Origin of the sequence: Neobacillus bataviensis LMG 21833, assembly GCF_000307875.1 — a bacterium.
Classification (GTDB): Bacteria; Bacillota; Bacilli; order Bacillales; family Cytobacillaceae; genus Neobacillus; species Neobacillus bataviensis.
This window is the reverse complement of sequence record NZ_AJLS01000124.1, coordinates 37,245-59,732: the sequence shown is the minus strand read 5'-3', so window position 1 is coordinate 59,732 and position 22,488 is coordinate 37,245. Positions and strand designations below refer to the sequence as shown.

Below are 22,488 nucleotides of genomic sequence, written 5' to 3'. Positions count from 1 at the left end.
CATTAAATCCTTTTTATTGGCTCTTTTTGGTTCTTTTTTGTAATATAATAGAACCAAATTGAACCAAAAGGGGTTTTTATGATAAAACAATCCTTAACGTTAATAACGGGAAGCAGCCAAACAAAACAAGTCCTGCATGAGCAGCTTCAACAATTATTGGACGATTACGTCCACATTGAAAGTTTTGCAACAGAAGAAGCACTGCCAACTCAATTGAACGTTGATTTTATTCTGTTTTCATCGGAGGTTACAAGAGTAGAAGCTCATGAGTTGTCTAACATACATAGTAATGAACTGTTTGTCGGAAAACGTACAGTCCATCACCAATTTATTGATCAACTGCTAAAAATCCCGATAAATTCCGACGTTCTTGTCGTCAATGATGATGATTCTGCTACGGTTGAACTAATAGAATCTCTTTATCAGCTAGGGATTGATCATTTAAGTTTCGTCCCGTTTAAGAAGGAACAGATTTTTTATGAACATATTGATATCGCTATATCTCCCGGTGAGCCCCATCTTTGTCCTCCATCCATTAAAAGGGTTATCGACATTGGCGTTCGCTTGTTTGATATGGCAACTATATTAAAAGTAGTCGAATATTTCTGTTTGGGCGAAAAGGTCTCGTCATTGATATCAGAAAGGTATATTCGTAATATTATTGATTTACAACGGAAACTATCAATTGCGGAACAAAATGCAAAACAGTTGAATCAACATATTCAAAATGTCGTCGACACTGTCGATGACGGTATTTTAGCCATTAATCAGCACCAGAAGGTCACCGTTTTTAACCGTGGCTTAGAGGCTCTATTTCATTTTCCTGTAATTGATGCCATTAATAAACCATTAGATGAGGTCATCGTTCAACAGGAAATTATCGATTTTATCCTTAGCAGTAATGAAGAAAGTAAATTCTTTACGATATACGGTGTCGACCTTGTTATTTTCCGTCATCATATGGAAACAGAAAATACGATCGTAGCGACATTTAAAAGCATTAATCAAGCGTTTGAAGTCGAAAAAATGGCACAGCGTGAACTAAGAAACAAGGGATTTTACGCAAAGTATGACTTTGATGATATTGTTGGGGAACACCCTTCACTCAATGAAAGTAAACAAATTGCCAAAAAACTTGCTCTTTCCGAGCATCCTATCTTAATTCAAGGGGAAACGGGTACGGGTAAGGAATTATTCGCACATTCTATCCATCTTCATTCAATGAGAAAAAACGGACCCTTTATCGCGATAAACTGCAGTGCTTTAACGGAAAATTTGCTTGAAAGTGAATTATTTGGGTACGAGGAGGGGACTTTTACAGGAGCACAAAAAGGTGGAAAAAAGGGATTATTTGAATTAGCTGATAATGGAACGATATTTTTAGATGAAATTGGTGATATTAGTTTAACCGTCCAATCCCATTTATTAAGGGTTCTTCAGGAAAAGGAATTGCGCCGAATCGGCGGGAGAAAAGTAATTCCGATAAATGTTCGAGTCATCGCGGCAACGAATAAAAATATTCAACTGAAATCACAAGAAGGCACGTTCCGGTCTGATTTGTTTTACCGTTTGAATGTTCTTACCCTTTCTATTCCGCCACTTCGAGCACGAATAGCGGACATCCCTTTATTAGTAAAACACTTTATTACCAAAAGCGGGAAATGGGTAAAAGTTGGACAAGACCTGCCGGAACAGCTTCAAAAACAGGAATGGTTAGGCAATGTTCGTGAATTAAAAAGTACCATTGACTATATGCTCACGATCTGTGACGGGAACAAAATCGAATGGAAAGACATTCCTCAAGACCGTTTTCAAAACAACAGACCTAATGAACAAGACTATCCAATACCCGAGAGTTTATTAGAAATAGATGAATATCTATTTATGTTAGAGGCCATCAAGGACTGTAATGATAACGGCAAGCCCGCAAGTCGTCAATTTATTTCAATGGCTAGCAAGGAAAATGGTCATTTTCTCTCGCCACAACAAGTTCGACGCAGGTTAGATATCCTTGAAATCCATGGTTTCATCACAAAAGGCAGGGGGAGAACCGGCACAAAAATTACCTCTACCGGGGCGGAGTATTTACAGATACTTAAATTACACGCACATTAATTTCGACTTTTTGTGAAAATACCTGTGAATTCATTAGTGTAAACCTTGTGAATTCACAGGATTTGAAATTTCCGTTTTACCGTTTTTCATCGTGAACACGACGCTTACTATTCTGTGCTATCCGAATCTTAAACGTAGTTTCTTGCCCTTCTGTACTTGTAACGGATATTTCCCCATTGTGAAGTTCGATAATCCGTTTCGCCACTGCTAATCCGAGCCCATAACTTTCTGCTGCTCGCGTATGAGCTTTCTCCACTCGATAAAATCGCTCAAAAATATACGGTAAATCCTCTATTGGAATACCTTGACCTGTATTGCTGATGACAACCTCGATTTCATCTTCGAAGTCATAGCCCTGGACGGTTATTTTTCCGTTTTGCCAATTATATTTGATGGCATTTACATATAAATTTGTCCACACTTGATTCAACAATCCCTCATCAGCGAATATTTCGATGTTTGGGAGATCAAAATCAACGTCAAGCTGTTTTTCCGCCCATAATGGCTGAAGCGCTACGAGTTGATTGCGCATTTGTCGGTCTAAACGGAATCGTTTTGGGTGGAAAGGAGACTTGCCCGCCTCCAAAATTGACAAGTTCAACAATTGCTTAGTTAAGCTGGAAAGACGATCACTCTCTTGTTCCATCAATCCGAAATAACGCTTTTGCTCTGAATGGTCAACGACTCCATCTTTTAAAGCGATGACCATTCCCTTGATCGCTGTCAGCGGTGACTGTAGCTCATGGGATACATTCGCAACAAAGTCTTTCCGCATTTGCTCTGTTTTTTCTAGTTCCTCGACCATGAAATTAAAGCTTTTCGCCAGTTGGCCGATTTCATCTTTACTTTTTACATGCAAACGGACTTGGAAATTTCCTCTAGCTAATTGCCTTGTCGCGTTTGTTATATGTGCTAGTGGTCTTACTAAAAATTTGGTCGTGACCAAAATAAGCGAAATTCCTAGGAGTAAGACTAAAAAAAGTGCAGTAAGGATGATGCTTCGGATTTGGCTAAATTGTTCTTTTAAACTAGGTGTAATAAAGAGCGCATATGGTTCATTTTTTATATCAAATGGCAATCCAACCGACATATGGTGCCTGCCCGAGATATTTCGATAGACGCCCCCGTCTAGGACATAATCGATGTTTTTTCTATTCAATTCCCGCTTTTTTGCTGCCTGTGGTGATTTTGACGCTAATCCATTCTGATTATAAATATAAACATCATAGGGTAAGGAGGAGAGGCTGTTTAAGTATTCATTAAACCCACTCTTATCTAATCGTTGATATAGATGAATGATGGCTTTTCCTTGTTCAATGACCTCAGCCTCACGATTTTGTGTCACTTGATTTTGAAATAGAAAAAACGTAATCACAAATGAAAGTATTAAGGACACGATGATCACAAAAAAATAGTTCAAGATATTTTTTGTATAAATAGACCTAATCATGATGGTATTTCTACTTTATAACCCAGTCCCCTTACCGTGACAATTTGCAGCAAATCTTCGTATTCATTCAGCTGTTTGCGGAGTTTTTTAATGTGCGAATCGACCGTTCGTTCATCGCCTTCATAATCCAATCCCCAAATTCTCTCAATCAACTGATCTCTTGTAAAAATTTTTCCGGGGTAACTTGCTAACAAATATAGTACTTCAAACTGTTTCACCGGCAGCATGATCACTTCATTCTTTATCTGCACTTTATAGCTACTACTGTCAATCGTAATATGGTTAAAGGTCAGATTTCCTACGGCGATCACCCGATACCTTTTTAACAGCGACTTCACCCGCATCACCAGTTCACCTGGATGAAACGGCTTTGTCACATAATCGTCCGTCCCGATTTGAAATCCTTTAATGATATCGTCTGATTCAGCCCTGGCAGTTAATATTAAAACAGGTATCTCGTAGTAGGATTTAATTTTTTCACAAAGCTGCCAACCATCGATATTCGGCATCATCAAATCAATGACAGCGCAATCGATTTTCTCCTCTTCTAAGATGTTGAGCGCTTCCTTACCATGACAGGCTATTTTTGTGTGGTAGCCTTCTTTCTCTAAATAAAGCTGTGTCACCATGCGGATATTTGGGTCATCATCTGCAATTAAAATTGTTGGCTTCATTACGAACCTGCTCCCCCATCCAAGATAATCTTTATCTAGATTGAAGTTTAATGAACTTTTTATGTAAACACAAGTAAGGTAAATGATAAAGAGCTAAGCCAGTTCTAGATCTGACTTAGCTCATTTCCCATTTAGTAATGGTTTTAATACATCTAGTGTGAATCATGTCTGTAAATAGATTACTAGCAAACTCTACTCCTTAAATCATTATTCCCCAGCAGAATTCGACATATCCGCCTCGATCCTGCTCATGAATTCTTCTGCTGCACTGTATCCTTGCTGCTTCAAATACCAGTTATTTGCGGCCGCTTCAATTAACCCCGCCACATCACGTCCGGGCTGGAGTTGGATTTCCATGGATGGAATCTTCACACCCATATAATCTGTATATTGAAGTTTCTGGTCCAAATCATTATACAAGGCATCTTTTTCCCATTTCGTTAAATTAATATCAAGGGCAATTCGTGATTCATCTTGAAAAGCCTTGCGACCGTAAAGGCGAACCACATTCAACAACCCAATACTACGAAGAGCCAAAAACTCCTTGGTTTTCTCATCATGCGTACCCAAAATGGTTTGCGGGCTAAGCTTTTTTAGGACAACAATATCATCTGCAACCAGGCGGTGTCCCCGGCGAATTAACGTGTGCGCCGTTTCACTTTTCCCTACCCCTGAATTTCCGCGAAGTAAGATCCCAATGCCGGACACATTCACACAAACTCCATGCACTGCAATTTCCTGGGCTAATTCCTTCACCAAATAAGCATCCAATTTTGTGATAAACTCTGAAGTTGTCTCAGGCTTGTTTGTTAGTAACAAGGGTATACCTTGTTCAACACAATGGTGAGTTAAATAGGTAAGTCCTTCCGCGCCAGCCGTTACAATAAAGCAGGGCGGGTGATAATGAACGATATTTCCAATTCGTATTTTACGTTCTTCTTTACTTAATTTATGTAAATAGGTAACTTCCTTTTTCCCTAAAATTTGAACCCGTTCTGTCGGAAAAAAGTCAAAATGGCCGACAAATTCCAAGCCAGGACGATGCACCCGTGATTGCGTAATCATTTTCCCCAGTTGATTTTCACCGGCCATTACTTTCAACGAAAACTTACGAACTAAGTTTTCGACTGTTATTTTTTTCACCTTTACTCACCGTCCTTATAGCCTTTCTATAGTTGAATTATACTGAAGTACACTGGAAGTGTCATCCATTTACGAACTAATGGCTTTTTTAAAAAGCTCCCTAAATTGATCCCTATCTTCAGTTGTAAAAGGCTTTGGCCCCTTTGTACGCTTTCCACTTTTTCGAGCCATGGCGCTAAAATAACGTGTTTGTAATAATTGATCAATGTTTTCATTTGTATAGATAAACCCTTTATGGTGGAGAACTATACACCCTTTTGCTAAACCTAACGAAGCAAGACCATAATCCTGCGTAACAATTATATCTCCTCTCGCTGCTAACTTCATAATTCGATAATCCGCAGCATCCGCCCCAGCATCAACATAAATGGTTTCCACTCCTGATGGTTGCTCCGCATTAGAAAAATGTGAAAAACTTGTAACAAGGATTACAGGAATGTCCGCATTCGTACCTTCTGAAATAACAATATCTTTTACTGGACAAGCATCCGCATCAACATAAATTTTCATTTTTATCTCCCTTGTAAATGAGTTCAATTAATTCCTAATATTCTTTACCTCATTGATTTAGGGCTAATGCCCGTTTAACAGAAAAAGTTAACGCTTGGATCTGTTTTGATCCAAGCGTTAAATGCGAATGTCTTTCGTTAATCCTAAGATTCCATCATCATTAAATCCGAATAGTTCTTTCCCATGCGAGTCAATAGAATCTTCATAATAAAGCCATTTCTTACTCCTGAATCCTCTTCATCATGTATTCAATCAAATCAATATTGTTATCAATGAGGTTCAATCTCTCACGTGCAATAACAGCCCATTCTGAACTTTGACCCATAGATGAGAAAATATGGCGATAGCTAAATGCGTATTTTGAATAAAGTTCAGAAATGACATAGCTGATTCGTAATTTGACAGTCTTCTCTTTGTTCACTATATTTTCAAGATCCTCAATTAACCAAGCAGGAGCATTTTCAATCGCTTTGTTTACTAAAATGTCACTTTCCACAATATTCATCGCTTAACTCCTTATGTAGTTTTGTAATTATTCTAGCAAATCATATACATTGAAGCAAGGTAACCATTCTCGTGTTCATTGCAGAAAGATGCTTGTATTTTTCATTTTGGAAAAATCATCAGTTCCTTTTTATGTTTATCCACGAAAAATGTTTAAGTAAACGCCTACATGCGTCTCCAATATACAGAATCTTTACAAATGCTTAACAGTATCTTAAGAAGATTCCCCCCAGAATTCTAATACAATAAAGAGGAATTGACATAAGGGGAATCACCATTAAGGAACCAGTGTAGTCCGCTTGCGGCAGATTTAAACTGTTGAGGAGGAGAATGTTATGAAAATTGCTATTTTCACAGATACCTTTTATCCGGATATCAATGGTGTGGCAAGAACGCTTAAGCACTTTACAAATTATTTAGAGAAACAAGGCATCTCCTATAAAGTTTTTGCACCAGATTCGGAGTCCCACGCAAATGAATACATTTCGTCCCAAATCAGCCGCTTTAAAAGCTGGTCCTTTTTCTTATATCCTGAGTGTCGCCTGGCCTTCCCCAATCTGTTTCGAATTAAGTCTGAACTAGAAGCCTTTTCTCCCGATATCATCCATGTTGCGACGCCTTTTAATATGGGACTATGCGGCATCTATCTTGCCAAAAAATTATCGATTCCGCTTGTCGGCTCCTATCATACTGATTTTGACTATTATTTAAAATTTTATGACCTTCAATTTCTTTCAAAAATCCTTTGGAAATACATGAAATGGTTCCATAAGCCCTTTAAAAAGCTATTCGTCCCGTCACAGGAAACGTATATGCAGCTCCATCGCCGAGGGTTTGCTAATTTAGAAATTTGGCCACACGGAGTAGACTGCCAGCTTTTCCATCCGCGTTACGCCAAACACACACTACATGAGAAACGAGGGATCACCAAAAAGTACCTTTTGACCTTTGTGGGCAGATTAGCACCAGAAAAAGATGTTAAGACACTACTCTCTGTAGCAAAAGCACTTCCTACCCGGGTCAATGAGCAGGTTCAATGGTTAATAGTTGGTGACGGGCCATTAAGGGAAGAACTAGAGGATAATTCTCCTGCCAATATGGCCTTTACAGGATATTTAACTGGGGGAGAGTTAGCGGAAATTTACTCTGCATCTGACTTATTTGTATTTCCTTCACCCACTGAAACCTTCGGAAATGTTGTGATTGAAGCGTTGGCTAGCGGTACTCCTGTCATTGCAGCTAATTCGGGCGGTGTAAAAAATATTATCCAGCCAGGGGTTACAGGATATTTGTGCGAAACAGGCAATGCAGCAGAGTTTGCACATGCCATCCTCAAGCTGCTAGAAAACAAGAGCTTGCGAAGCCAATTTGCTCAAGAAGGAAGAGATTATGCTCTAGCACAAAGCTGGGATGCCATTTTAGCGCAATTACTTTGGCATTATCAAGCCGTTTTCGAGGAAACGAACATAGAAAAATATGCTTGATTGATATCAGGAGTTAAACCCAATTAATAAGTTAAGGGGTGGCCAGATGGATACTTTTTCACATATCGTGATTGGCTTAGGCATTGGTGCTCTTGCTCAGATTGATCCTTTTGTCTCTGAAAATCAAACTCTATCACAGGCAGTCCTTTTAAGTACGGCCATAGGTTCAAATGCACCTGATTTTGACTTTATCTATCGGTTACGTGGAAAAGGAAGTTACTTCCGAAATCACCGTGGTCTGTCACATTCCCTTCCAGCACTTCCATTATGGGCTATCCTGGTTTCAGGATTACTTTATCCATTCTTCCCAGGGATTGATTTTCTTCATCTATTTTTATGGACGCTTTTAGCAGTCATACTTCATGTACTATTTGATTTATTCAATGTTCATGGAACGCAAATCCTCCTGCCATTTTCCCGAAAATGGTTTGCCTTTGATGCAGTTCCATTAATCGATCCCTACATGCTTGTCCTTCATTTTCTAGGATTTGGTTTACTTCTATTCTATCAACCTGGCATAACCTTTTTGGTCATATACCTATTTACCTTTTTATACCTAGGAATTCGGGCTTTTTTTACATCAGCAGCAAAACGTCACTTAAACCATCACTTTATGAATGCTGTCCGGATTAAGCTTATTCCTCAAATCACTCTATTAAAATGGGATGTCATTATTGAAACCGATGAAGATTTCTTATTTGGCGTCTATTCTGAAAAAAGTCTAGCCATTGAGCACACTCTTTCTAAAAAAAATGATTTTCCCGTGTTAGTTTCAGAGAGTCGAATGGACCAATCTATTTCAGATTTTCTTGCTTGTACAACGTTTGCCTACCCGTTTGTGGATGTAAGAAAAAACGGATACTTTATTTATTGGAAGGATCTCCGCTTTCGAACAAAAAAATTTTTTCCCTACCTAGCTATTCAATTTATTTCATCTGATTTCAAACATAAGAATAGCTATATAGGAAAAGTACACTCGTTAAAACACTATAAAAAGGTGCTAAGACTGTTATCCAACTCGACCTCTATGAAATAAAAACAAAAAGATGACCACGGGCCCAACCCCTGGTCATCTTTTCTCCCATTACACATCGGATCGATTTCTTCATTCGCTAGGTTATCAGCGGGTTTTCAAATGATGTTTTATTCTAGTGGCTGCGAGTTCTAGGACAATGGCAACGGTTAAGATGAAATAAGTGATCACCCCAACTTCTCTTATATCATAATAAAATCCGCTTGCCATGAACATGTCGAATCCAATTCCGCCTGCACCTGCAGCAGCACCCATCGCAACTGCGACAGCAAAATTAATTTCAAAGCGCAGGAAAGTCCATGAGATTAAATATGTAATAGTGGATGGGATAACGGCTTGAAAGACAATCTGCCACCAATTTGCTCCGCTTGCCCGGAGCGCTTCTATTAACCCTTCATCCATTTCCTCAAATGCCTCGGAATACGCTTTGATTAAATAACCGACAGAGTGAAATGTCATTCCAATTACCGCAGCCTCGCTTCCCAGACCAGCAGCAACGGCGAATATTAACACCCATAGGACGGTCGGGACCGATCGGATGAAGGTTACCACTCCCTTAATGCTCATCGATACTTTTTTATTCGTTAAATTCTGTGCTGCAAGTAACCCAAAGAGCAGGGCGATCACAGCCCCAAATAACGTGGTTAGAAACCCAAGACCAAGGGTCACCGCTACTTGATAGACAGCCTTTCCAAATGTGAAATGGCTAAATTGGGGTTCAAGGAACATCGTTTTGACATTTTCTACTGTAGAGAGAGCAGCGTTGGCGAAGTTAATATCCTTATAATCAAAGCTATAGAATCCATAAATCGTCAAAATCACAAGAGAAATTAAGGTTCCAGGTATCACCAAGGACGTTTTGTTCATTGCCCTTTCTCTTTTTGGTCTTGATCCCCTTGCTTGAAGTCTGGTCCCTGTCCCAACCGTTACCGATTTTATTTCCACTATAAAATCACCCTTCTGATATAATTTGAAACCCATTCAATCATAAAAATTGCCGCGATAATCACGATTACTACTAAGGATGCACTATTATAATCAAGACTTTTATAGTACAAATTAAAAGCAAATCCTATCCCCGTACCCGTTAGAATTCCTACTAAAGTGGCATTGCGGATATTGGTCTCAATCATAAATAGAATCCAACTGATCAACTGTGGAATAGTGGATGGAATGACAGATTGAAAGATAATCGATAAATAGCTAGCACCTGTTGCCCGGAGCGCTTCGACTGAACTGCTGCTGACTTCATCAATGGATTCAATAAAGGCTCTGGTCAGAAAACCGAAAGAGCCAAAAAACAAAGCAAAATATCCTGTTAACGCACTTTGTCCAAATGAAAACAATAGAATCATCGACCATGCAGAAATATCAATGTTCCGAAATACGGTAGCGATTCCTCTGCTGATTTTACTTAAGAAAGAATTAAATTGGGTTGCAGTCGAACCTGCGATGGAAAAAAACAAAGCTAGGATAGAAGCAACCGTCGTTGCTGCAATAGAAACTAATATTGTTTGCTGAAGTTTATCCAATATATTGGGCAGTTTCTCCATAGAAGCCGCATCAGGATAAAAATTTGAGAATGACCATACAATCGCCTCTGGAATGGAGGAAAAACCTCTAGCCAGATTAAATTCTGTCATGACGACAGCTACAATCGTGACGGCTACGAGCAATAAAATAAATGCCAATGAACGAATCTTTTTTGTTAAAAAAATATCAGCCTGCATTTCTTCCTCCATGTTCAAAGATCAATTCTCCCGCTTCAGAGCCGTAAATTTTGTGGATGATCTCATCTGTTATTTCATCGGGAGCGCCATCAAAAACCACTTTCCCCTGGTTAACTCCAATAATTCGATCTGAATATTTTAATGCTGCATCTACCTGGTGAAGATTAACCAGGCATGTAATACCATAGGAAGTTGTGATATTTCTTAGATGATCCATTATGACTTTGGATGAATTCGGATCAAGTGAAGCAATCGGTTCATCACACAACAGCATTTTTGGCTCCTGGATTAACGCTCTGGCAATTCCTACACGCTGTTTTTGTCCACCGCTCAGTTGATCAGCTCGTTTATAAATCTGTTCCCCTAGTCCCAATCCTTCGAGCAAGTTCAAGGCCTTTTCTTTTTCATCTTGATTGTATATTCCAAGTACACCAGCAAAGGTTGATTTATATCCTAATCTTCCATGGAGAACATTTTCCATGGCACTCAATCGTTTAACTAGATTGTAATGTTGAAAAATCATTCCAATTTTCGTTCGGAGTGTTTTCAGATTCTTTTTTCCTAGTGTACAAACATTGTCACCATCAAAAATGATGTCTCCGCTGCTAGCATCAATCATCCTATTGATGCAGCGAAGGAGAGTTGATTTCCCTGCTCCTGACGGCCCAATGATGGAAACAAACTCCCCTTCTTTAACAGAGAAATTAACATCTGATAGCGCTTTTGTATCCTTCCCATATTGCTTTGATACATTTTTCAGTTCTAATAGCACAGTCATCGTTAACTCCCCTTGCATTCAATTAGTTTTCACCCTTCGATTACTTAGACAGTTCTCGAATCGGGTCAAAAAATTTATCTTCAACCTTTAACAAACTTTCTTTTCCTGATTTCTTGCTGAACAACCCGGAAAATTTAGAGTCTGCGGGCACAAATACTTTTTCATTTCCAGCTATTTTATCACTCGTTAATAATTCAAGAATCTTCTTTTGATCCTCTTCATTGATTTCCTTCGTGTTAACAACAAATGGTGCGTTTAAAACTGGTGTAACAGAAATAAGTTCAAATTCTTTACCTGGAAGAGTATTAAACGGCTCAGCTGCATCTTTTTTCACTTTGTAAACAGCCCCAGGTCTGTTTTCATCTCCATTGGCAAGTTCCACGTAGTTGTTTACACATGTATCACAAAACGCAGCAATATCAGCTTTACCCGTTAATAGGTTGACGGCAGAGCCCTGATGAGATCCTCCATATAATACTTCACTAAAAAACTTGTCCTTTCCACCTTCTTGTAAATCTTCTGCTTTTAAATCCTTGTAGTCACCCTTTTTACTGAAATAGTCAACAATTCCTGTTGAAGGAACTTTGAACCCAGAAGTAGAGCTGTTCGAAACAAATGAAAATTTCTTTCCAGAAATATGACCAAGAGAAAATTTATTACCGTCTTTATATTTACTTGCATCCCCTTTATTTACTGCCAGCCAGCTGTAGTAAACGGCATCATCAAGCGTGCCCGATTCACCGCTTGGAACAGCCAGCGGAAGGACTTTCTCATTTTTATTATGTGCTTCAATATAACCTTGTGCCCCCAGGAATGCCATATCCGCATTTCCATTTGCAATGGCTTCAATCGCAACAATATAATCCGTTGTTGTCTTATGTTCTACCTTTTTCCCTGTTGCGGCTTCAATTTCTTTTCCAATTTCTGTTCTAGCTGCTTCTAAATCTGCACCGGATTCATTAGGCAGCCAAGCAATCGTAATCTTGTCATCAGCTGATTTCCCTGTAGTAGCCCCTTCAGTTTTTGATGAACATCCCGCTGCAAAAATGGTTAAAGCAGACATAGAAACTAACAACGCACTTTTCAATAGTGATTTCTTCATTTGTAGAAAATCCTCCTAGGGATACAGAATTTTGGTCTTTTCAATTTCCTTTCATGCCTAGACAACTGAATTATACAAAGCTAATATTAATAGACTGTAAATTTACTATTTTAAATATGCTAAGTTATGGTAAGAAATTATTAAGACTTTGTCGAAATGAGAAATTTCCCTGCCTGAATATTGTATTCCCTGTCGCACAAATCCTTCATAAATTCGAGGTCATGAAATATTCCAAGCATTGTGGTTCCTTCCTCCATTAGCTGTTTGATTAACACTTTCACTTTTTGTTTGGAGGCTCCGTCAAGACTTGCCGTAGGTTCATCTAATAGCAAAAGCCTTGGCCGCTTTACCATTGCTCTAGCAATGTTAAGACGGAGCTTTTCTCCTCCTGAAAAAGTGGCTGGATAACTATCCCATAGTTCCCGATCTAATTCAAAATGCTCAAGCATTTTCACTGTTTCCATTTCTGCGGTGTATTCCTGATAGCCCATTTCCATAATGGATTGTTTCACCAGCTCTCTGGCAGTTGTTCTAGGCATCACATTAAGAAACTGCGACACATAACCAATTTCATGCTTTCGCAAATCAACAATCTCCCGCTCATTAGCTGATGCCAGGTTAATCGGGCCGAATTTCGTTGAGTTGTACCAAATATCACCTTCATCTGACAAATAGGTGCGATAAATACATTTTAAAATGGTCGATTTCCCGCTACCGCTTTTACCTGTTATTCCGATGAATTCCCCTTCTTTAACATACAGGCTGATATTATTAATTGCTTTAATCCGCTTGTTCAGATTGTGCAGCTTAAACGATTTAGCTAAACCTTCAATTGATAGGATGTTTTCCATTGATCCACCTTCTTTCATTAAAATAAACCAACTCTTCCGCTTCTGCTTCCTGTCAAATACGGTAGTTTGTTTTTTGAATCAGCTTCCCGTCTACCATTACCGCTGTAATCACTGGAAAATCAGGCTGGATTTTTTCAATAATGAGCAGGTCTGCCTTTTTACCTTCCTTGATCGACCCTATTTCATGATCAAGGTTTACTGCCTTTGCCGGATTGATCGTTACTAACTTGAACATTTGTGCTAAATCAAGGTCATATTTCTGATGCAGTTCAAAAATGGAATGCAGCATCGCTGCTGGGTAATAATCACTGCATAGAATATCGATGGCCTTCTCCTTGATGGCCTCAGCCGCGGAAAGATTCCCGCTGTGCGAGCCTCCCAGCAGGACATTTGGCGCCCCTGCCACCGTGTACAACCCTTGTTCTTTTGCCATTTTAGCTATTTCCATCGTAATTGGAAATTCGCTGATTTGAGCACCTAAGCTTTTAACCAGTTCCAGCTTTTCTAGTGAATCATCATCATGTGAAGCAATGGCAATATGATTTTCCGCTGCTGCCTGGGCGATTTCCTGCATCGCTTCAATCGCAACCTTCTCTTTGGTCAGATGCTTGGTTATGATTCTATCAATCTCTGCATCACTAATATCGTTGTAGCCTTTCACTGTATGCCGATAGACTTCCAGGTCACGATATTGTCCCTGCCCCGGGGTATGATCCATGAAGGAAATCAGGTGTACCTTTTTTTCGGCAATATATGACTTTAAATTATCAACCTCATCCACATTGTCGATTTCAAACCTCGCATGAAATCGATGGCGCACTAAATGGCTGTTAGTATGGCTCTGTTCAATCAGGTCAATAAATTTCCTGACGTTTTCAGGTTCACGAATTGGTTTATAGGCATACTCCGTAAACTTAAACAAGGAAAGGGAGTGAAACATGGTAGTAATACCATGGGCAATTAACTCTTTTTCCGCTTCCCTCAGACTTAAATGGAAATTCATCAAGGAAGTAGGCCTTGGTGCTGCCATACTTTCTATATAATCAGAGTGAAGGTCGATAAATCCTGGGGAAATAAAGCCGCCAGCAGCATCAATGACCTCCATCGTTTCCTCGACCGGTATTTCACCCCTGAAAGCAATTTGTTCAATTCTGTTTTCTTTGATGAGCAGGTCAAAGCCCTCCAATATAGCTGCTTCTGTCACGATTTTACCGTTTGTAATCAGGTACATCCTTTTTTCCTCCTTCTATACAGAACTTAAAGAAGCGATTGAACGAGCTGCTGTGTGTAAGGACCTTGCGGGTCTTCAAGAATTTGATCAGTAAGTCCCTGTTCGATAACTTTCCCATCTAGCATGACTAACGTGCGATCCGCAAGCATCCGAATTACCCCAAGGTCGTGGGAGACAATAATCATGCTGATGGCAAGCTCCCTTTGCAAATGCTTGATTAAATCCAAAACGCTTGCCTGAACGGATAAATCTAGCCCGGTCGTCACTTCATCCAGCAGTAGGATTGGTGGATTATTGGAAAGTGCCTTCGCGATCTGGACCCGCTGCTGCATACCGCCGGAAAAATTTTTGGGTGCTTCTTTCATGCGGTAATCCGGAATGTTCACATATTCCAGCAGTTCCTTTCCTCTCGATTCCATCTGCCCTACATTCCGATTCCCAGCTGCAATCAGTTTTTCAGCAATATTCCCGATAGAAGAAAAATTCATTTTCAAACCTAGCAAAGGGTTTTGGTACACCTTTCCCATTAAGTGATTACGAATATACCGTTTTTTCTGCGAAGATTCCTGAAATAGACTCTTCTCCCCTCCTTCATACTGGCTCAGATAAGCCTCACCACTTGTTACTTCCTGGTCAAAATAAAGACATCTCATCAGCGTGGATTTGCCGCTCCCGCTTTCACCAACAATTCCTAAGATTTCTCCGGGATACAAGTCAAAGCTGATATCCTGGCAGGCGTAAACTGTTCCGCATGCCTTGCAATAATTTTTTATCAGTGCCCTTCCCGTTTGATCCTGGCAAGTACTGCAGCCAGCGCCAAATTGTTTGTGTACGTTTTTAATCGATAGGATCGGTGCCTCAATGCTGCTCATTTCCTTCACCTCCTACTATTGGTTTTTGATTCATTTGGGATAAGCAATAGCTGGTATCATTGCATTGAAAGTAAGTTTCGCCTGTTTCATCATCGAAAAGCTCATCCATAAAGACCCCTGTGGTGCCACACAGCCTGCAGCTTTCATCCTCAAACGATTCCACTGAAAATGGATAATCCTCAAAAGCCAGCGATTCGACATCCGTATAAGGAGGCACAGCATAGATTTTTTTCTCTCGGCCTGCACCCAGCAGAATTAATCCCTTAGACTTGTGCATTTTAGGATTATCGAATCTTGGAATTGGGCTTGGTGCCATAACATATCTGTCGTGGATCATGACCGGATGGTCGGCATCTGTTGTAGTTGTCCCAAATTTCATGATCTGCTCGAACAGCATGACCCATGCCCCGCTGTATTCCTTTTCAGCATGAAGCTTTTTCGTTTCCCATTCACTCGGCTCATAAAAACGCAGGGGTTCTGGAAGAGGGACCTGTAAGACTAGAATCTGATTTTCCCTTAATGGGACTTCCGGAATCCGGTGTCTAGATTGAATAATCGTTGCCTTTTCGGTTTCTTCTGTCACTTCAATTCCGGTTGTATCGGAAACAAGCTTTTTGATATTGACTGCATTGACAGATTCATCAGAACCCTGGTCAATCACTTTTAAACTATCGTTTTTGCCGACAAGGGAGAGTGTTAACTGAAGTCCGCCTGTCCCCCAGCCTCTGGCTATGGGCATTTCTCTTGAGGCAAATGGCACCTGATACCCGGGAATAGCGATGGCTTTTAACGTTGCTCTCCTGATTTCCCGCTTGGAGCCCTCATCAAAAAAAGCAAAATTATATTTTAATTGCATTTGTGCCGGTCTCCTCCCTGTTCGTCAACTCTTCCTGTTTTTTCGTTTTTCTGACACTGTCCAGCTTCGATTGGAACGTGACATAATGCGGCATTTTCAGATGTGAAATAAAACCTGTGGATTCCACGGAATCAATGTGGTAAAGAACAAACTCCTCGTCCTGTGTAGGAAACTCGGCATTGCCTTTTTCAAGGCTATGATCGAGAATTCCCATGGCGATGGCTTTTGTTTCATTTTGTCCAAAGCAAATGCCATAGCCAATTTCAAACTCAATCTCTTCCTTCCCGTTTCCCTTCTGAATCGGCACAGGAATCAGCATTTCCGCTTCTGTCACTTTGATTTCCCCAATATAATAGGAATCCTCATCTTCCTTCCACTCATCCACTGGATTATCAATATAGAGCGGCTGGCTCCCGATACGAAGTTCACCGACGGTTGGGTGCAGGGCTCCATACCCGCGAATAACAGCATAAGCAAGCGAAGTTACAGCCCCGGTCTGACCGCGTGTTAAAATTTGCATGCGCTGGCTTCTAGTACTTGGGAACTCCAGACTTTTTTTTGTGACGTCATCAGGCACTCTGTCATCAGGGCTGCACTCTGCCATTAACCCTTGTTTTCTTAGATAGTCAAGAACTTTGGGAAAACGCCCTGTATGATTACTCTCACTAATCTGCAGGCTTTCAAGCTGATAGTCATGGAGCCATCGTCTAGCATCCTCATCTGTTTCCGAAACCAGACCAAAATCCAGCAGACGGTGGGTATAGTCCGTGGTCGCCCCTAAAACCTGCCCCCCTGGTATATCTTTAAAACTTGCTGAAATCCTTCTTTCGATTACCATTTCCTCAGGATCGGCAATTCTGGTGTAATGTTTTCTTGGCAGCGTGGACCTGTAGGCCCTGAGCTGGAATACAGCTTCTTCAGGATTCCCTTCCGCCTGTTTGATGGCAATGGCAGTAAGTATCGGTGAATAAAGGCTACTTTCTGACATCACTTGGTCAATCAACCCCCTCATTCCCGCTTCGATTTTTTCTATTCCCAGAACGGTTCCATGCTTTAACCTTTCATATTTCATTCGCTTGATTGATTCTTCAATGGCCTGTGTTCCGCCTTTTACCGCAACGTATCCCATTAAACTGTCACCCGTTTCTTAATTTGAGTGGTTCTAGGCAAACAAAGAATAGAATGGCTGGTATCTGTTAAAATGGTGTCAATTCCCAGCGGGTATTCCTTATTTTTTTCAGCTCGTATATCCAGCCATGTATCAGCTCCATCAATACTTGCTTCCTGTTCTGTTTCAATCCCGGGGCCGGCCATAACAAGGTCAGTGCCCGTACTGACACTTTCCGTTTCAATAATCAGAATGGCTGATTCATTCGGATTCATGAGATTCCCAGTCTTGGCTGACTTAATTGCTGTCTCAAGTTGATTCCGATCATAATCCTTTAAGATAAAAATAAAGTCAGCCTCATTAGCCTCTACTGCTTTTGCATAGGTTAACTGATTCAACATGCCAGTTATTTTCTCTTCCCGTTTTGAAACCACCTTAAAGGTTACTTCTATATCCAGAAGCATCAGGGCTAAAACCTCTGTTGAGGGAAAACAGCCTGTATGAAACTCAAGCATGGCGGTCTCCTCCTTCAGGGTCGAAATCAAGCCCGGTCTAGAAATCGAATCAACTACCTTGCGATAGGCCCTTTGTATATCATGAACTAAATCAAATTTCATCATGTCACCATCCTTATTCCGTATCCATTGTTTCAAAGCTTACCTTTGTATTCAGAACCTGTTTCAATTTGTCGGCACGATCCATGGCAATCTTTTTCTCTTCCTGCAACAGCAGTTTCTCCCAGCTTTCCGTTTCTTTCAGTCCGGCTGTATAGGCTGCATCAATGACAGCTAATTGATAGGCAAGCTCTTTCTCGTGCCCGGTCACCACCCCAATACCCAACGAATCATGAATGCTAACTTTGCATTCCGTAACAAAAACTTCACCTATATAGAAGAGGCTTTTCTTGGCGGATTCTCTAACTTTCACCATGACGAGTCCATCATTCGGCTCCTCCATCATTGAGGCTATATAGTTTTCTAGTATTTCGTTTGCCATTGCGGCTGCCAGTTTTTTAGAACCGTTGATTAAAATCTCTGTTCTTCTTTTTCTTTTCATCAGCCTGCCTCCGTTTTTAATAGATTTCTTATTTCCAATGTACCTTGTTGCCAAGCTGGTGAATGTTAAGAGACTGTTAAAAGTGATAAGGTATTGTTAACCACGTGTAAATAATTGTTTGAACGCTTTTGTTGCAAAAAAAATAACCAGCATTTCTGCTGGCTGGTTATATGCCATAAGTGAATCGATCACTTCGATAGATAATTTTTGTACATTCCAATACAGTTCCTGTTACCTGATCCAAGCAACCAGATTCTAAAACTAACAACGGTACCAAGCTCGAGCAGCCAAGAACCTCCCTTTCAAATTTACTTGGGAACTTCACGCTTAAAGTACTGGAAGCTGAAGTAAATTCCGAAAACCCTCTTTTATGATAATAATCAAACATCGACGTAATATCCCGTCCCTCAGCTTCGATATCTTGAAACACCGATTGAGCCACAAAAGAAATATGTAAGGCTACCGGTGTTTGATCTACCAGCCTAAGCCTGCCGATTTTAAATACTTTGTCCATCTTATCAACGCCTAAAAACTGGAAAATCCCCTTATTATAATCGGTTTTCTCACAGAAAATGGCTCTAGTTTCAAAAGGATAGCCCATTTCGCTCATTTTTTTGCTGAAGGAAACATTACCGGAAAGCATGAGAGGAATTTGTTTTTTTCTGTCTTTCACAAAGCTCCCTTTCCCTTGTTTGGAATAAATATACCCAAGCTCCTGCAGCCTTTCATACGCCTTCCGTATCGTTATTCTTGGAACCAAATACTGATCTGCCAGCTCATTTTCCGAAGGAAGCTTCTCCTCCTGTTCATATTTTCCTGATTGAATATCTGCAATCATTTCATCAACAATCAACATTTCGTCTACCATAACCATCCCTCCGAAAGCTTAGTTCTTCTTTAGTATTTCAAAGCAGCTTTATAAAGGGATAATTGAAAAAAGACGGTATACCTTTTTCGGCAGCACCGCCTGCAGCCGCATATCTGGCTATCCTATTGCCCATATTTCTCAAGGAACATTTCCAAATCATTTAGTTCATAAAATCGCTCTTCCATCACTTCTCGCGGCCAATTCCACCAGGCAATGAGCTGCAATTTTTCTGCAACCCCTCTTGAAAATCGCTCCTTTATTAGTTGGGCTGGGACTCCGCCAACAATGGTGTATGGCTTGACATCTTTTGTCACAACAGCCCCGGAAGCGATGACTGCTCCATTTCCAATTTTTACACCTTTCATGATAATGGCCCCATGCCCAATCCACACATCATGGCCTATCGTGACACGATTTACCCGTCTCCAGTTAAAAATCTCCTCATCATCTGTGTCAGCAAATCGATAAGCAATTCGACGGTAGGTCATGTGGTGCTGTGTCACACGGTCCATTGGGTGATGGACAGGATTGATGCAGACATGGGAAGCAATCGAGCAATACTTGCCAATTTCGGCATAATTGATTGTTACATCATCCATGGTATACGTGTAATCCCCTATTTTTGATTCAATAATTTTATTGGCAGGGCCAATGGATGTCCAGTTTCCTGCGTAAGTATTGACGATATGACTAGTTGGATCAACGATAGGCTTGGACAACTGGATTTTCTCCTTTTTAGGCTGATGGATAAAGTTCATTTACATCCTTCCCTTTTCGACTAAAGTTTGGAATGACAAGACTTCTTTCCGTTTCTTTAATCCCTCGATTGCCTTTTTTCCCGGATCTTCCGAGCCAAGTACCACTTCATTTTCACCATAAAATCCATGAAAATCGGTGCCTCCGGTCGTAATTAGGTCATATTCTGCGGCGAATTGTTTCGCTCTTTCCACATCCATTCTTGTATGAAGCGGGTGCCATACTTCAATTCCTTGGAGTCCTGCTTCCACAAGCTCCGGTACAGCCTCAAAACTTTTGTATTGGCCAGGGTGTGCAAGAACCGGAACTCCTCCAGCTTGAAGAATCACCTGAATGGCTGATCGTGCATCGACATACTTGACAGGAACAAACGCAATTCCTGGTGCCTCACCATTTTGGCCGCGAGAGAATAACTTCTTATATAGGTCTCCATAGATGGAATCGGTATAACCATTATCGATTAAGGCATGCATGATGTGCTGCTTGTAGACACCCGTTCCGCCTGCTGCATTTTGTTCTACCTGCTCCCATGAAATAGAATAGCCTGCTTCTATTAAATGTTGAACCATGAGGTAAGAAGCCTGATGGCGTTCTGTAAGGAGCGGTTCACAAAGGTCTTGAATGGAGGAATGTCCAGGTTCAATTAAGTAACCTAGAACATGGATTCTTCGATTTCTCTTAAAGTCATAGGCTGATATTTCTATACCCGGAATGATTTCGATTCCTTTTTCCTTCCCGAGGACAGTCATTTCCTCCAGCCCTTTTGTTGTGTCATGGTTTGTGATGGCTAGATGGCTTACCTTTTCCTTCAGCGCAAACTGAACAATCTCTTCAAAGGAAAAAGAACAATCTGAGATATTTGTGTGGCAGTGCAAATCAACTTTCATCATAGCTTCCCCCATTCCAACTGGCATTCTTTTCATATTAAGCTTAACTTGATACCTTGGTGAATAGGTTAATCCAGTGTAAAAATATTGTTAAAACATTATAAAGTCGTAAAATAGTGAAAGATCCCTCCATCTTTTTTTGGAGCTAATCTGATATATCGGCGAATTTCCTAAGTTTATCAGCGGATTTTCCATTTTATCAGCGAATCCACCCACTATATTGGCGATTTTTCAATTTTATCAGCGAATCATTAAAAAGAGACTGCCCTAACCGAAGTTAGAACAGCCTCTCTCAACCCAAATATTATTCATTTAAGTACGCCCAAGCATACTGTGCATAAAGTTCCGCTCCGGTAACGAGTGCATCTTCGTCGATGTTGAATTTACCATGATGATGCGCCCATTCTGTATCTTTTTCAGGATTACCACTACCCACAAGAGCAAAACTGCCAGGTACTAATGCCATATATTCGCTGAAATCCTCCCCGCCCATTGTCGGCTTTTCAAAATAGACAGCATCTTCACCAAAGGCCTCTGCAGCCACCTTTTGGACCAATTTAGCACTGTACTCATCGTTATTAACAGCCTGGGTACCGTGAATATAGTCTACTTTTGCCGTTGCACCGTACATAGCCGCGACCTGTTCTGCATAATGCTTGAGCTGTGTTTCAATATGATCCCTTGTTTTAGGATCAAAGCAGCGGACTGTTCCTTCAATGACGGCATTCTCAGCGATGACATTAAAGCGGGTACCGACCACCATTTTTCCAACAGTTAGAACTGCTGGATTCAGCGTATCTACCGTTCTCGAGACGATTGCTTGCACATTCATCACAAACGAAGAGGCCACAATCGCTGCATCGATACAAGCATGCGGCATTGCGCCGTGGCCGCCTCTTCCTTTAAACGTTACTGTAAAAAGATCAGCAGATGCGAATGTTGGTCCCACTGGACAAGAAACCTTGTTTGTCGGCATTTGCGACCAAATATGAATACCGAAAACGTTATCCACTCCTTCAACAGCCCCTTGCTTCACCAACGCTTTCGCACCTTCCGCTACTTCTTCAGCTGGCTGGAACAGTAACCGGACATTGCCGGGAATATCATCTTTTATTCCATTTAAAGCTTTGGCAGCAATCATCAGCATGGCGGTATGAGAGTCATGTCCACATGCATGCATTTTCCCTTCCGTTTTTGATGCGTATGGTAAGTCCTTATTTAGTTCCTCGACGGAAAGGGCATCCATATCCCCTCTTAAGGCGACTGTTTTCCCTGGCTTGCCGCCTTTAATTTCGGCGATCACACCTGTCGGCTCCGCTTTTCTATACGAGATTCCCAATTGGTCGAGATAATCGCAAACAAAATTGGTTGTATTCACTTCCTCCCAAGATAACTCAGGCTCACTATGAAGCTTCCTCCGAATGGCTGTTAATTCCTCACTATATTGTTCAATCGCTTGTTTTATTTTTTCGTTAATCAT

General features: G+C 40.7%; 23 protein-coding genes. 3 read left to right on the top strand and 20 right to left on the bottom strand.

What is annotated here, in order from left to right; translation table 11 throughout:
• The first annotated feature begins 78 nt into the window (after positions 1-78).
• The gene (locus BABA_RS17795) at positions 79-2,115 is read left to right on the top strand and encodes a sigma-54 interaction domain-containing protein (protein ID WP_007086614.1); all 2,037 of its coding nucleotides are present in this window, start codon (positions 79-81) and stop codon (positions 2,113-2,115) included.
• A 76-nt stretch (positions 2,116-2,191) separates the two neighbouring features.
• Here the strand turns inward: BABA_RS17795 and BABA_RS17790 are convergent, their stop codons facing one another.
• The 5 genes from BABA_RS17790 to BABA_RS17770 form a co-directional block, all read right to left on the bottom strand.
• Positions 2,192-3,565, bottom strand: a complete 1,374-nt coding sequence (locus BABA_RS17790) for a sensor histidine kinase (RefSeq protein WP_007086613.1) — start codon at positions 3,563-3,565, stop codon at positions 2,192-2,194.
• Positions 3,562-4,239, bottom strand: coding sequence for a response regulator transcription factor (locus tag BABA_RS17785; protein ID WP_007086612.1), 678 nt, complete (start codon positions 4,237-4,239; stop codon positions 3,562-3,564). Before BABA_RS17785 ends, BABA_RS17790 begins: the two co-directional genes overlap by 4 nt.
• A 207-nt stretch (positions 4,240-4,446) precedes the next feature.
• Entirely contained in the window at positions 4,447-5,382 is a 936-nt protein-coding gene (gene hprK, locus BABA_RS17780; RefSeq protein WP_007086611.1) for an HPr(Ser) kinase/phosphatase, read from the bottom strand.
• Positions 5,383-5,451: 69 nt separating this feature from the next.
• A complete protein-coding gene (locus BABA_RS17775) occupies positions 5,452-5,892 on the bottom strand; it encodes a YaiI/YqxD family protein (RefSeq protein ID WP_007086610.1) in 441 nt (146 codons plus the stop codon).
• A gap of 220 nt (positions 5,893-6,112) precedes the next feature.
• Positions 6,113-6,397, bottom strand: coding sequence for a hypothetical protein (locus BABA_RS17770; protein ID WP_007086609.1), 285 nt, complete (start codon positions 6,395-6,397; stop codon positions 6,113-6,115).
• Between the two features lie 334 nt (positions 6,398-6,731).
• Between BABA_RS17770 and BABA_RS17765 the strand changes: the two genes are divergently transcribed.
• Entirely contained in the window at positions 6,732-7,880 is a 1,149-nt protein-coding gene (locus tag BABA_RS17765; protein ID WP_007086608.1) for a glycosyltransferase family 4 protein, read from the top strand.
• 46 nt (positions 7,881-7,926) lie between these two features.
• Entirely contained in the window at positions 7,927-8,916 is a 990-nt protein-coding gene (locus tag BABA_RS17760; protein ID WP_007086607.1) for a metal-dependent hydrolase, read from the top strand.
• 84 nt (positions 8,917-9,000) lie between these two features.
• On the opposite strand, the gene BABA_RS17755 is transcribed toward BABA_RS17760, so the two are convergent.
• The 15 genes from BABA_RS17755 to BABA_RS17685 form a co-directional block, all read right to left on the bottom strand.
• Entirely contained in the window at positions 9,001-9,858 is an 858-nt protein-coding gene (locus BABA_RS17755; protein ID WP_007086606.1) for a PhnE/PtxC family ABC transporter permease, read from the bottom strand.
• Positions 9,858-10,643 carry a phosphate/phosphonate ABC transporter permease gene (locus tag BABA_RS17750; protein ID WP_040346827.1) on the bottom strand — a complete coding sequence of 262 codons (786 nt, stop codon included), beginning with the start codon at positions 10,641-10,643 and terminating at the stop codon, positions 9,858-9,860. The genes BABA_RS17755 and BABA_RS17750 overlap by 1 nt, the downstream gene beginning before the upstream one ends.
• Positions 10,633-11,421 carry a phosphonate ABC transporter ATP-binding protein gene (gene phnC, locus BABA_RS17745; protein ID WP_040346824.1) on the bottom strand — a complete coding sequence of 263 codons (789 nt, stop codon included), beginning with the start codon at positions 11,419-11,421 and terminating at the stop codon, positions 10,633-10,635. Before phnC ends, BABA_RS17750 begins: the two co-directional genes overlap by 11 nt.
• A 40-nt stretch (positions 11,422-11,461) precedes the next feature.
• A complete protein-coding gene (locus BABA_RS17740; RefSeq protein ID WP_007086603.1) occupies positions 11,462-12,523 on the bottom strand; it encodes a phosphate/phosphite/phosphonate ABC transporter substrate-binding protein in 1,062 nt (353 codons plus the stop codon).
• Positions 12,524-12,663: 140 nt separating this feature from the next.
• On the bottom strand, positions 12,664-13,374 hold the full coding sequence (locus BABA_RS17735) for a phosphonate C-P lyase system protein PhnL (protein ID WP_040346821.1): 711 nt from the start codon (positions 13,372-13,374) through the stop codon (positions 12,664-12,666).
• A gap of 52 nt (positions 13,375-13,426) precedes the next feature.
• Positions 13,427-14,605, bottom strand: coding sequence for a phosphonate metabolism protein PhnM (gene phnM, locus BABA_RS17730; protein ID WP_007086601.1), 1,179 nt, complete (start codon positions 14,603-14,605; stop codon positions 13,427-13,429).
• 26 nt (positions 14,606-14,631) lie between these two features.
• The gene (locus tag BABA_RS17725; protein ID WP_007086600.1) at positions 14,632-15,477 is read right to left on the bottom strand and encodes an ATP-binding cassette domain-containing protein; all 846 of its coding nucleotides are present in this window, start codon (positions 15,475-15,477) and stop codon (positions 14,632-14,634) included.
• The gene (locus BABA_RS17720) at positions 15,464-16,333 is read right to left on the bottom strand and encodes an alpha-D-ribose 1-methylphosphonate 5-phosphate C-P-lyase PhnJ (protein WP_007086599.1); all 870 of its coding nucleotides are present in this window, start codon (positions 16,331-16,333) and stop codon (positions 15,464-15,466) included. The genes BABA_RS17725 and BABA_RS17720 overlap by 14 nt, the downstream gene beginning before the upstream one ends.
• On the bottom strand, positions 16,317-17,462 hold the full coding sequence (locus BABA_RS17715; RefSeq protein WP_007086598.1) for a carbon-phosphorus lyase complex subunit PhnI: 1,146 nt from the start codon (positions 17,460-17,462) through the stop codon (positions 16,317-16,319). Before BABA_RS17715 ends, BABA_RS17720 begins: the two co-directional genes overlap by 17 nt.
• Complete coding sequence (phnH, locus tag BABA_RS17710; RefSeq protein ID WP_007086597.1) at positions 17,462-18,058, bottom strand: phosphonate C-P lyase system protein PhnH; 597 nt, start codon at positions 18,056-18,058, stop codon at positions 17,462-17,464. Before phnH ends, BABA_RS17715 begins: the two co-directional genes overlap by 1 nt.
• A 13-nt stretch (positions 18,059-18,071) precedes the next feature.
• Positions 18,072-18,497: a phosphonate C-P lyase system protein PhnG gene (gene phnG / locus BABA_RS17705; protein ID WP_007086596.1), complete on the bottom strand. Its 426-nt coding sequence runs from the start codon at positions 18,495-18,497 to the stop codon at positions 18,072-18,074.
• A 166-nt stretch (positions 18,498-18,663) separates the two neighbouring features.
• Entirely contained in the window at positions 18,664-19,365 is a 702-nt protein-coding gene (locus BABA_RS17700; protein ID WP_007086595.1) for a GntR family transcriptional regulator, read from the bottom strand.
• Positions 19,366-19,487: 122 nt separating this feature from the next.
• A complete protein-coding gene (locus BABA_RS17695; protein ID WP_007086594.1) occupies positions 19,488-20,123 on the bottom strand; it encodes a DapH/DapD/GlmU-related protein in 636 nt (211 codons plus the stop codon).
• A complete protein-coding gene (locus tag BABA_RS17690; protein WP_007086593.1) occupies positions 20,124-21,008 on the bottom strand; it encodes a PHP domain-containing protein in 885 nt (294 codons plus the stop codon). It lies immediately after the preceding gene.
• Between the two features lie 304 nt (positions 21,009-21,312).
• The gene (locus BABA_RS17685) at positions 21,313-22,488 is read right to left on the bottom strand and encodes an amidohydrolase (RefSeq protein WP_007086592.1); all 1,176 of its coding nucleotides are present in this window, start codon (positions 22,486-22,488) and stop codon (positions 21,313-21,315) included.

Bases quoted from the DNA above. Each gene is read 5' to 3' on its own strand.
- BABA_RS17795 (WP_007086614.1), top strand. From the start codon at position 79: ATGATAAAACAATCCTTAACGTTAATAACGGGAAGCAGCCAAACAAAA.
- BABA_RS17790 (WP_007086613.1), bottom strand. From the start codon at position 3,565: ATGATTAGGTCTATTTATACAAAAAATATCTTGAACTATTTTTTTGTG.
- BABA_RS17785 (WP_007086612.1), bottom strand. From the start codon at position 4,239: ATGAAGCCAACAATTTTAATTGCAGATGATGACCCAAATATCCGCATG.
- BABA_RS17775 (WP_007086610.1), bottom strand. From the start codon at position 5,892: ATGAAAATTTATGTTGATGCGGATGCTTGTCCAGTAAAAGATATTGTT.
- BABA_RS17770 (WP_007086609.1), bottom strand. From the start codon at position 6,397: ATGAATATTGTGGAAAGTGACATTTTAGTAAACAAAGCGATTGAAAAT.
- BABA_RS17765 (WP_007086608.1), top strand. From the start codon at position 6,732: ATGAAAATTGCTATTTTCACAGATACCTTTTATCCGGATATCAATGGT.
- BABA_RS17760 (WP_007086607.1), top strand. From the start codon at position 7,927: ATGGATACTTTTTCACATATCGTGATTGGCTTAGGCATTGGTGCTCTT.
- BABA_RS17750 (WP_040346827.1), bottom strand. From the start codon at position 10,643: ATGCAGGCTGATATTTTTTTAACAAAAAAGATTCGTTCATTGGCATTT.
- phnC (WP_040346824.1), bottom strand. From the start codon at position 11,421: ATGACTGTGCTATTAGAACTGAAAAATGTATCAAAGCAATATGGGAAG.
- BABA_RS17740 (WP_007086603.1), bottom strand. From the start codon at position 12,523: ATGAAGAAATCACTATTGAAAAGTGCGTTGTTAGTTTCTATGTCTGCT.
- BABA_RS17735 (WP_040346821.1), bottom strand. From the start codon at position 13,374: ATGGAAAACATCCTATCAATTGAAGGTTTAGCTAAATCGTTTAAGCTG.
- phnM (WP_007086601.1), bottom strand. From the start codon at position 14,605: ATGTACCTGATTACAAACGGTAAAATCGTGACAGAAGCAGCTATATTG.
- BABA_RS17725 (WP_007086600.1), bottom strand. From the start codon at position 15,477: ATGAGCAGCATTGAGGCACCGATCCTATCGATTAAAAACGTACACAAA.
- BABA_RS17720 (WP_007086599.1), bottom strand. From the start codon at position 16,333: ATGCAATTAAAATATAATTTTGCTTTTTTTGATGAGGGCTCCAAGCGG.
- BABA_RS17715 (WP_007086598.1), bottom strand. From the start codon at position 17,462: ATGGGATACGTTGCGGTAAAAGGCGGAACACAGGCCATTGAAGAATCA.
- phnH (WP_007086597.1), bottom strand. From the start codon at position 18,058: ATGAAATTTGATTTAGTTCATGATATACAAAGGGCCTATCGCAAGGTA.
- phnG (WP_007086596.1), bottom strand. From the start codon at position 18,497: ATGAAAAGAAAAAGAAGAACAGAGATTTTAATCAACGGTTCTAAAAAA.
- BABA_RS17700 (WP_007086595.1), bottom strand. From the start codon at position 19,365: ATGGTAGACGAAATGTTGATTGTTGATGAAATGATTGCAGATATTCAA.
- BABA_RS17695 (WP_007086594.1), bottom strand. From the start codon at position 20,123: ATGAACTTTATCCATCAGCCTAAAAAGGAGAAAATCCAGTTGTCCAAG.
- BABA_RS17690 (WP_007086593.1), bottom strand. From the start codon at position 21,008: ATGAAAGTTGATTTGCACTGCCACACAAATATCTCAGATTGTTCTTTT.
- BABA_RS17685 (WP_007086592.1), bottom strand. From the start codon at position 22,488: ATGATTAACGAAAAAATAAAACAAGCGATTGAACAATATAGTGAGGAA.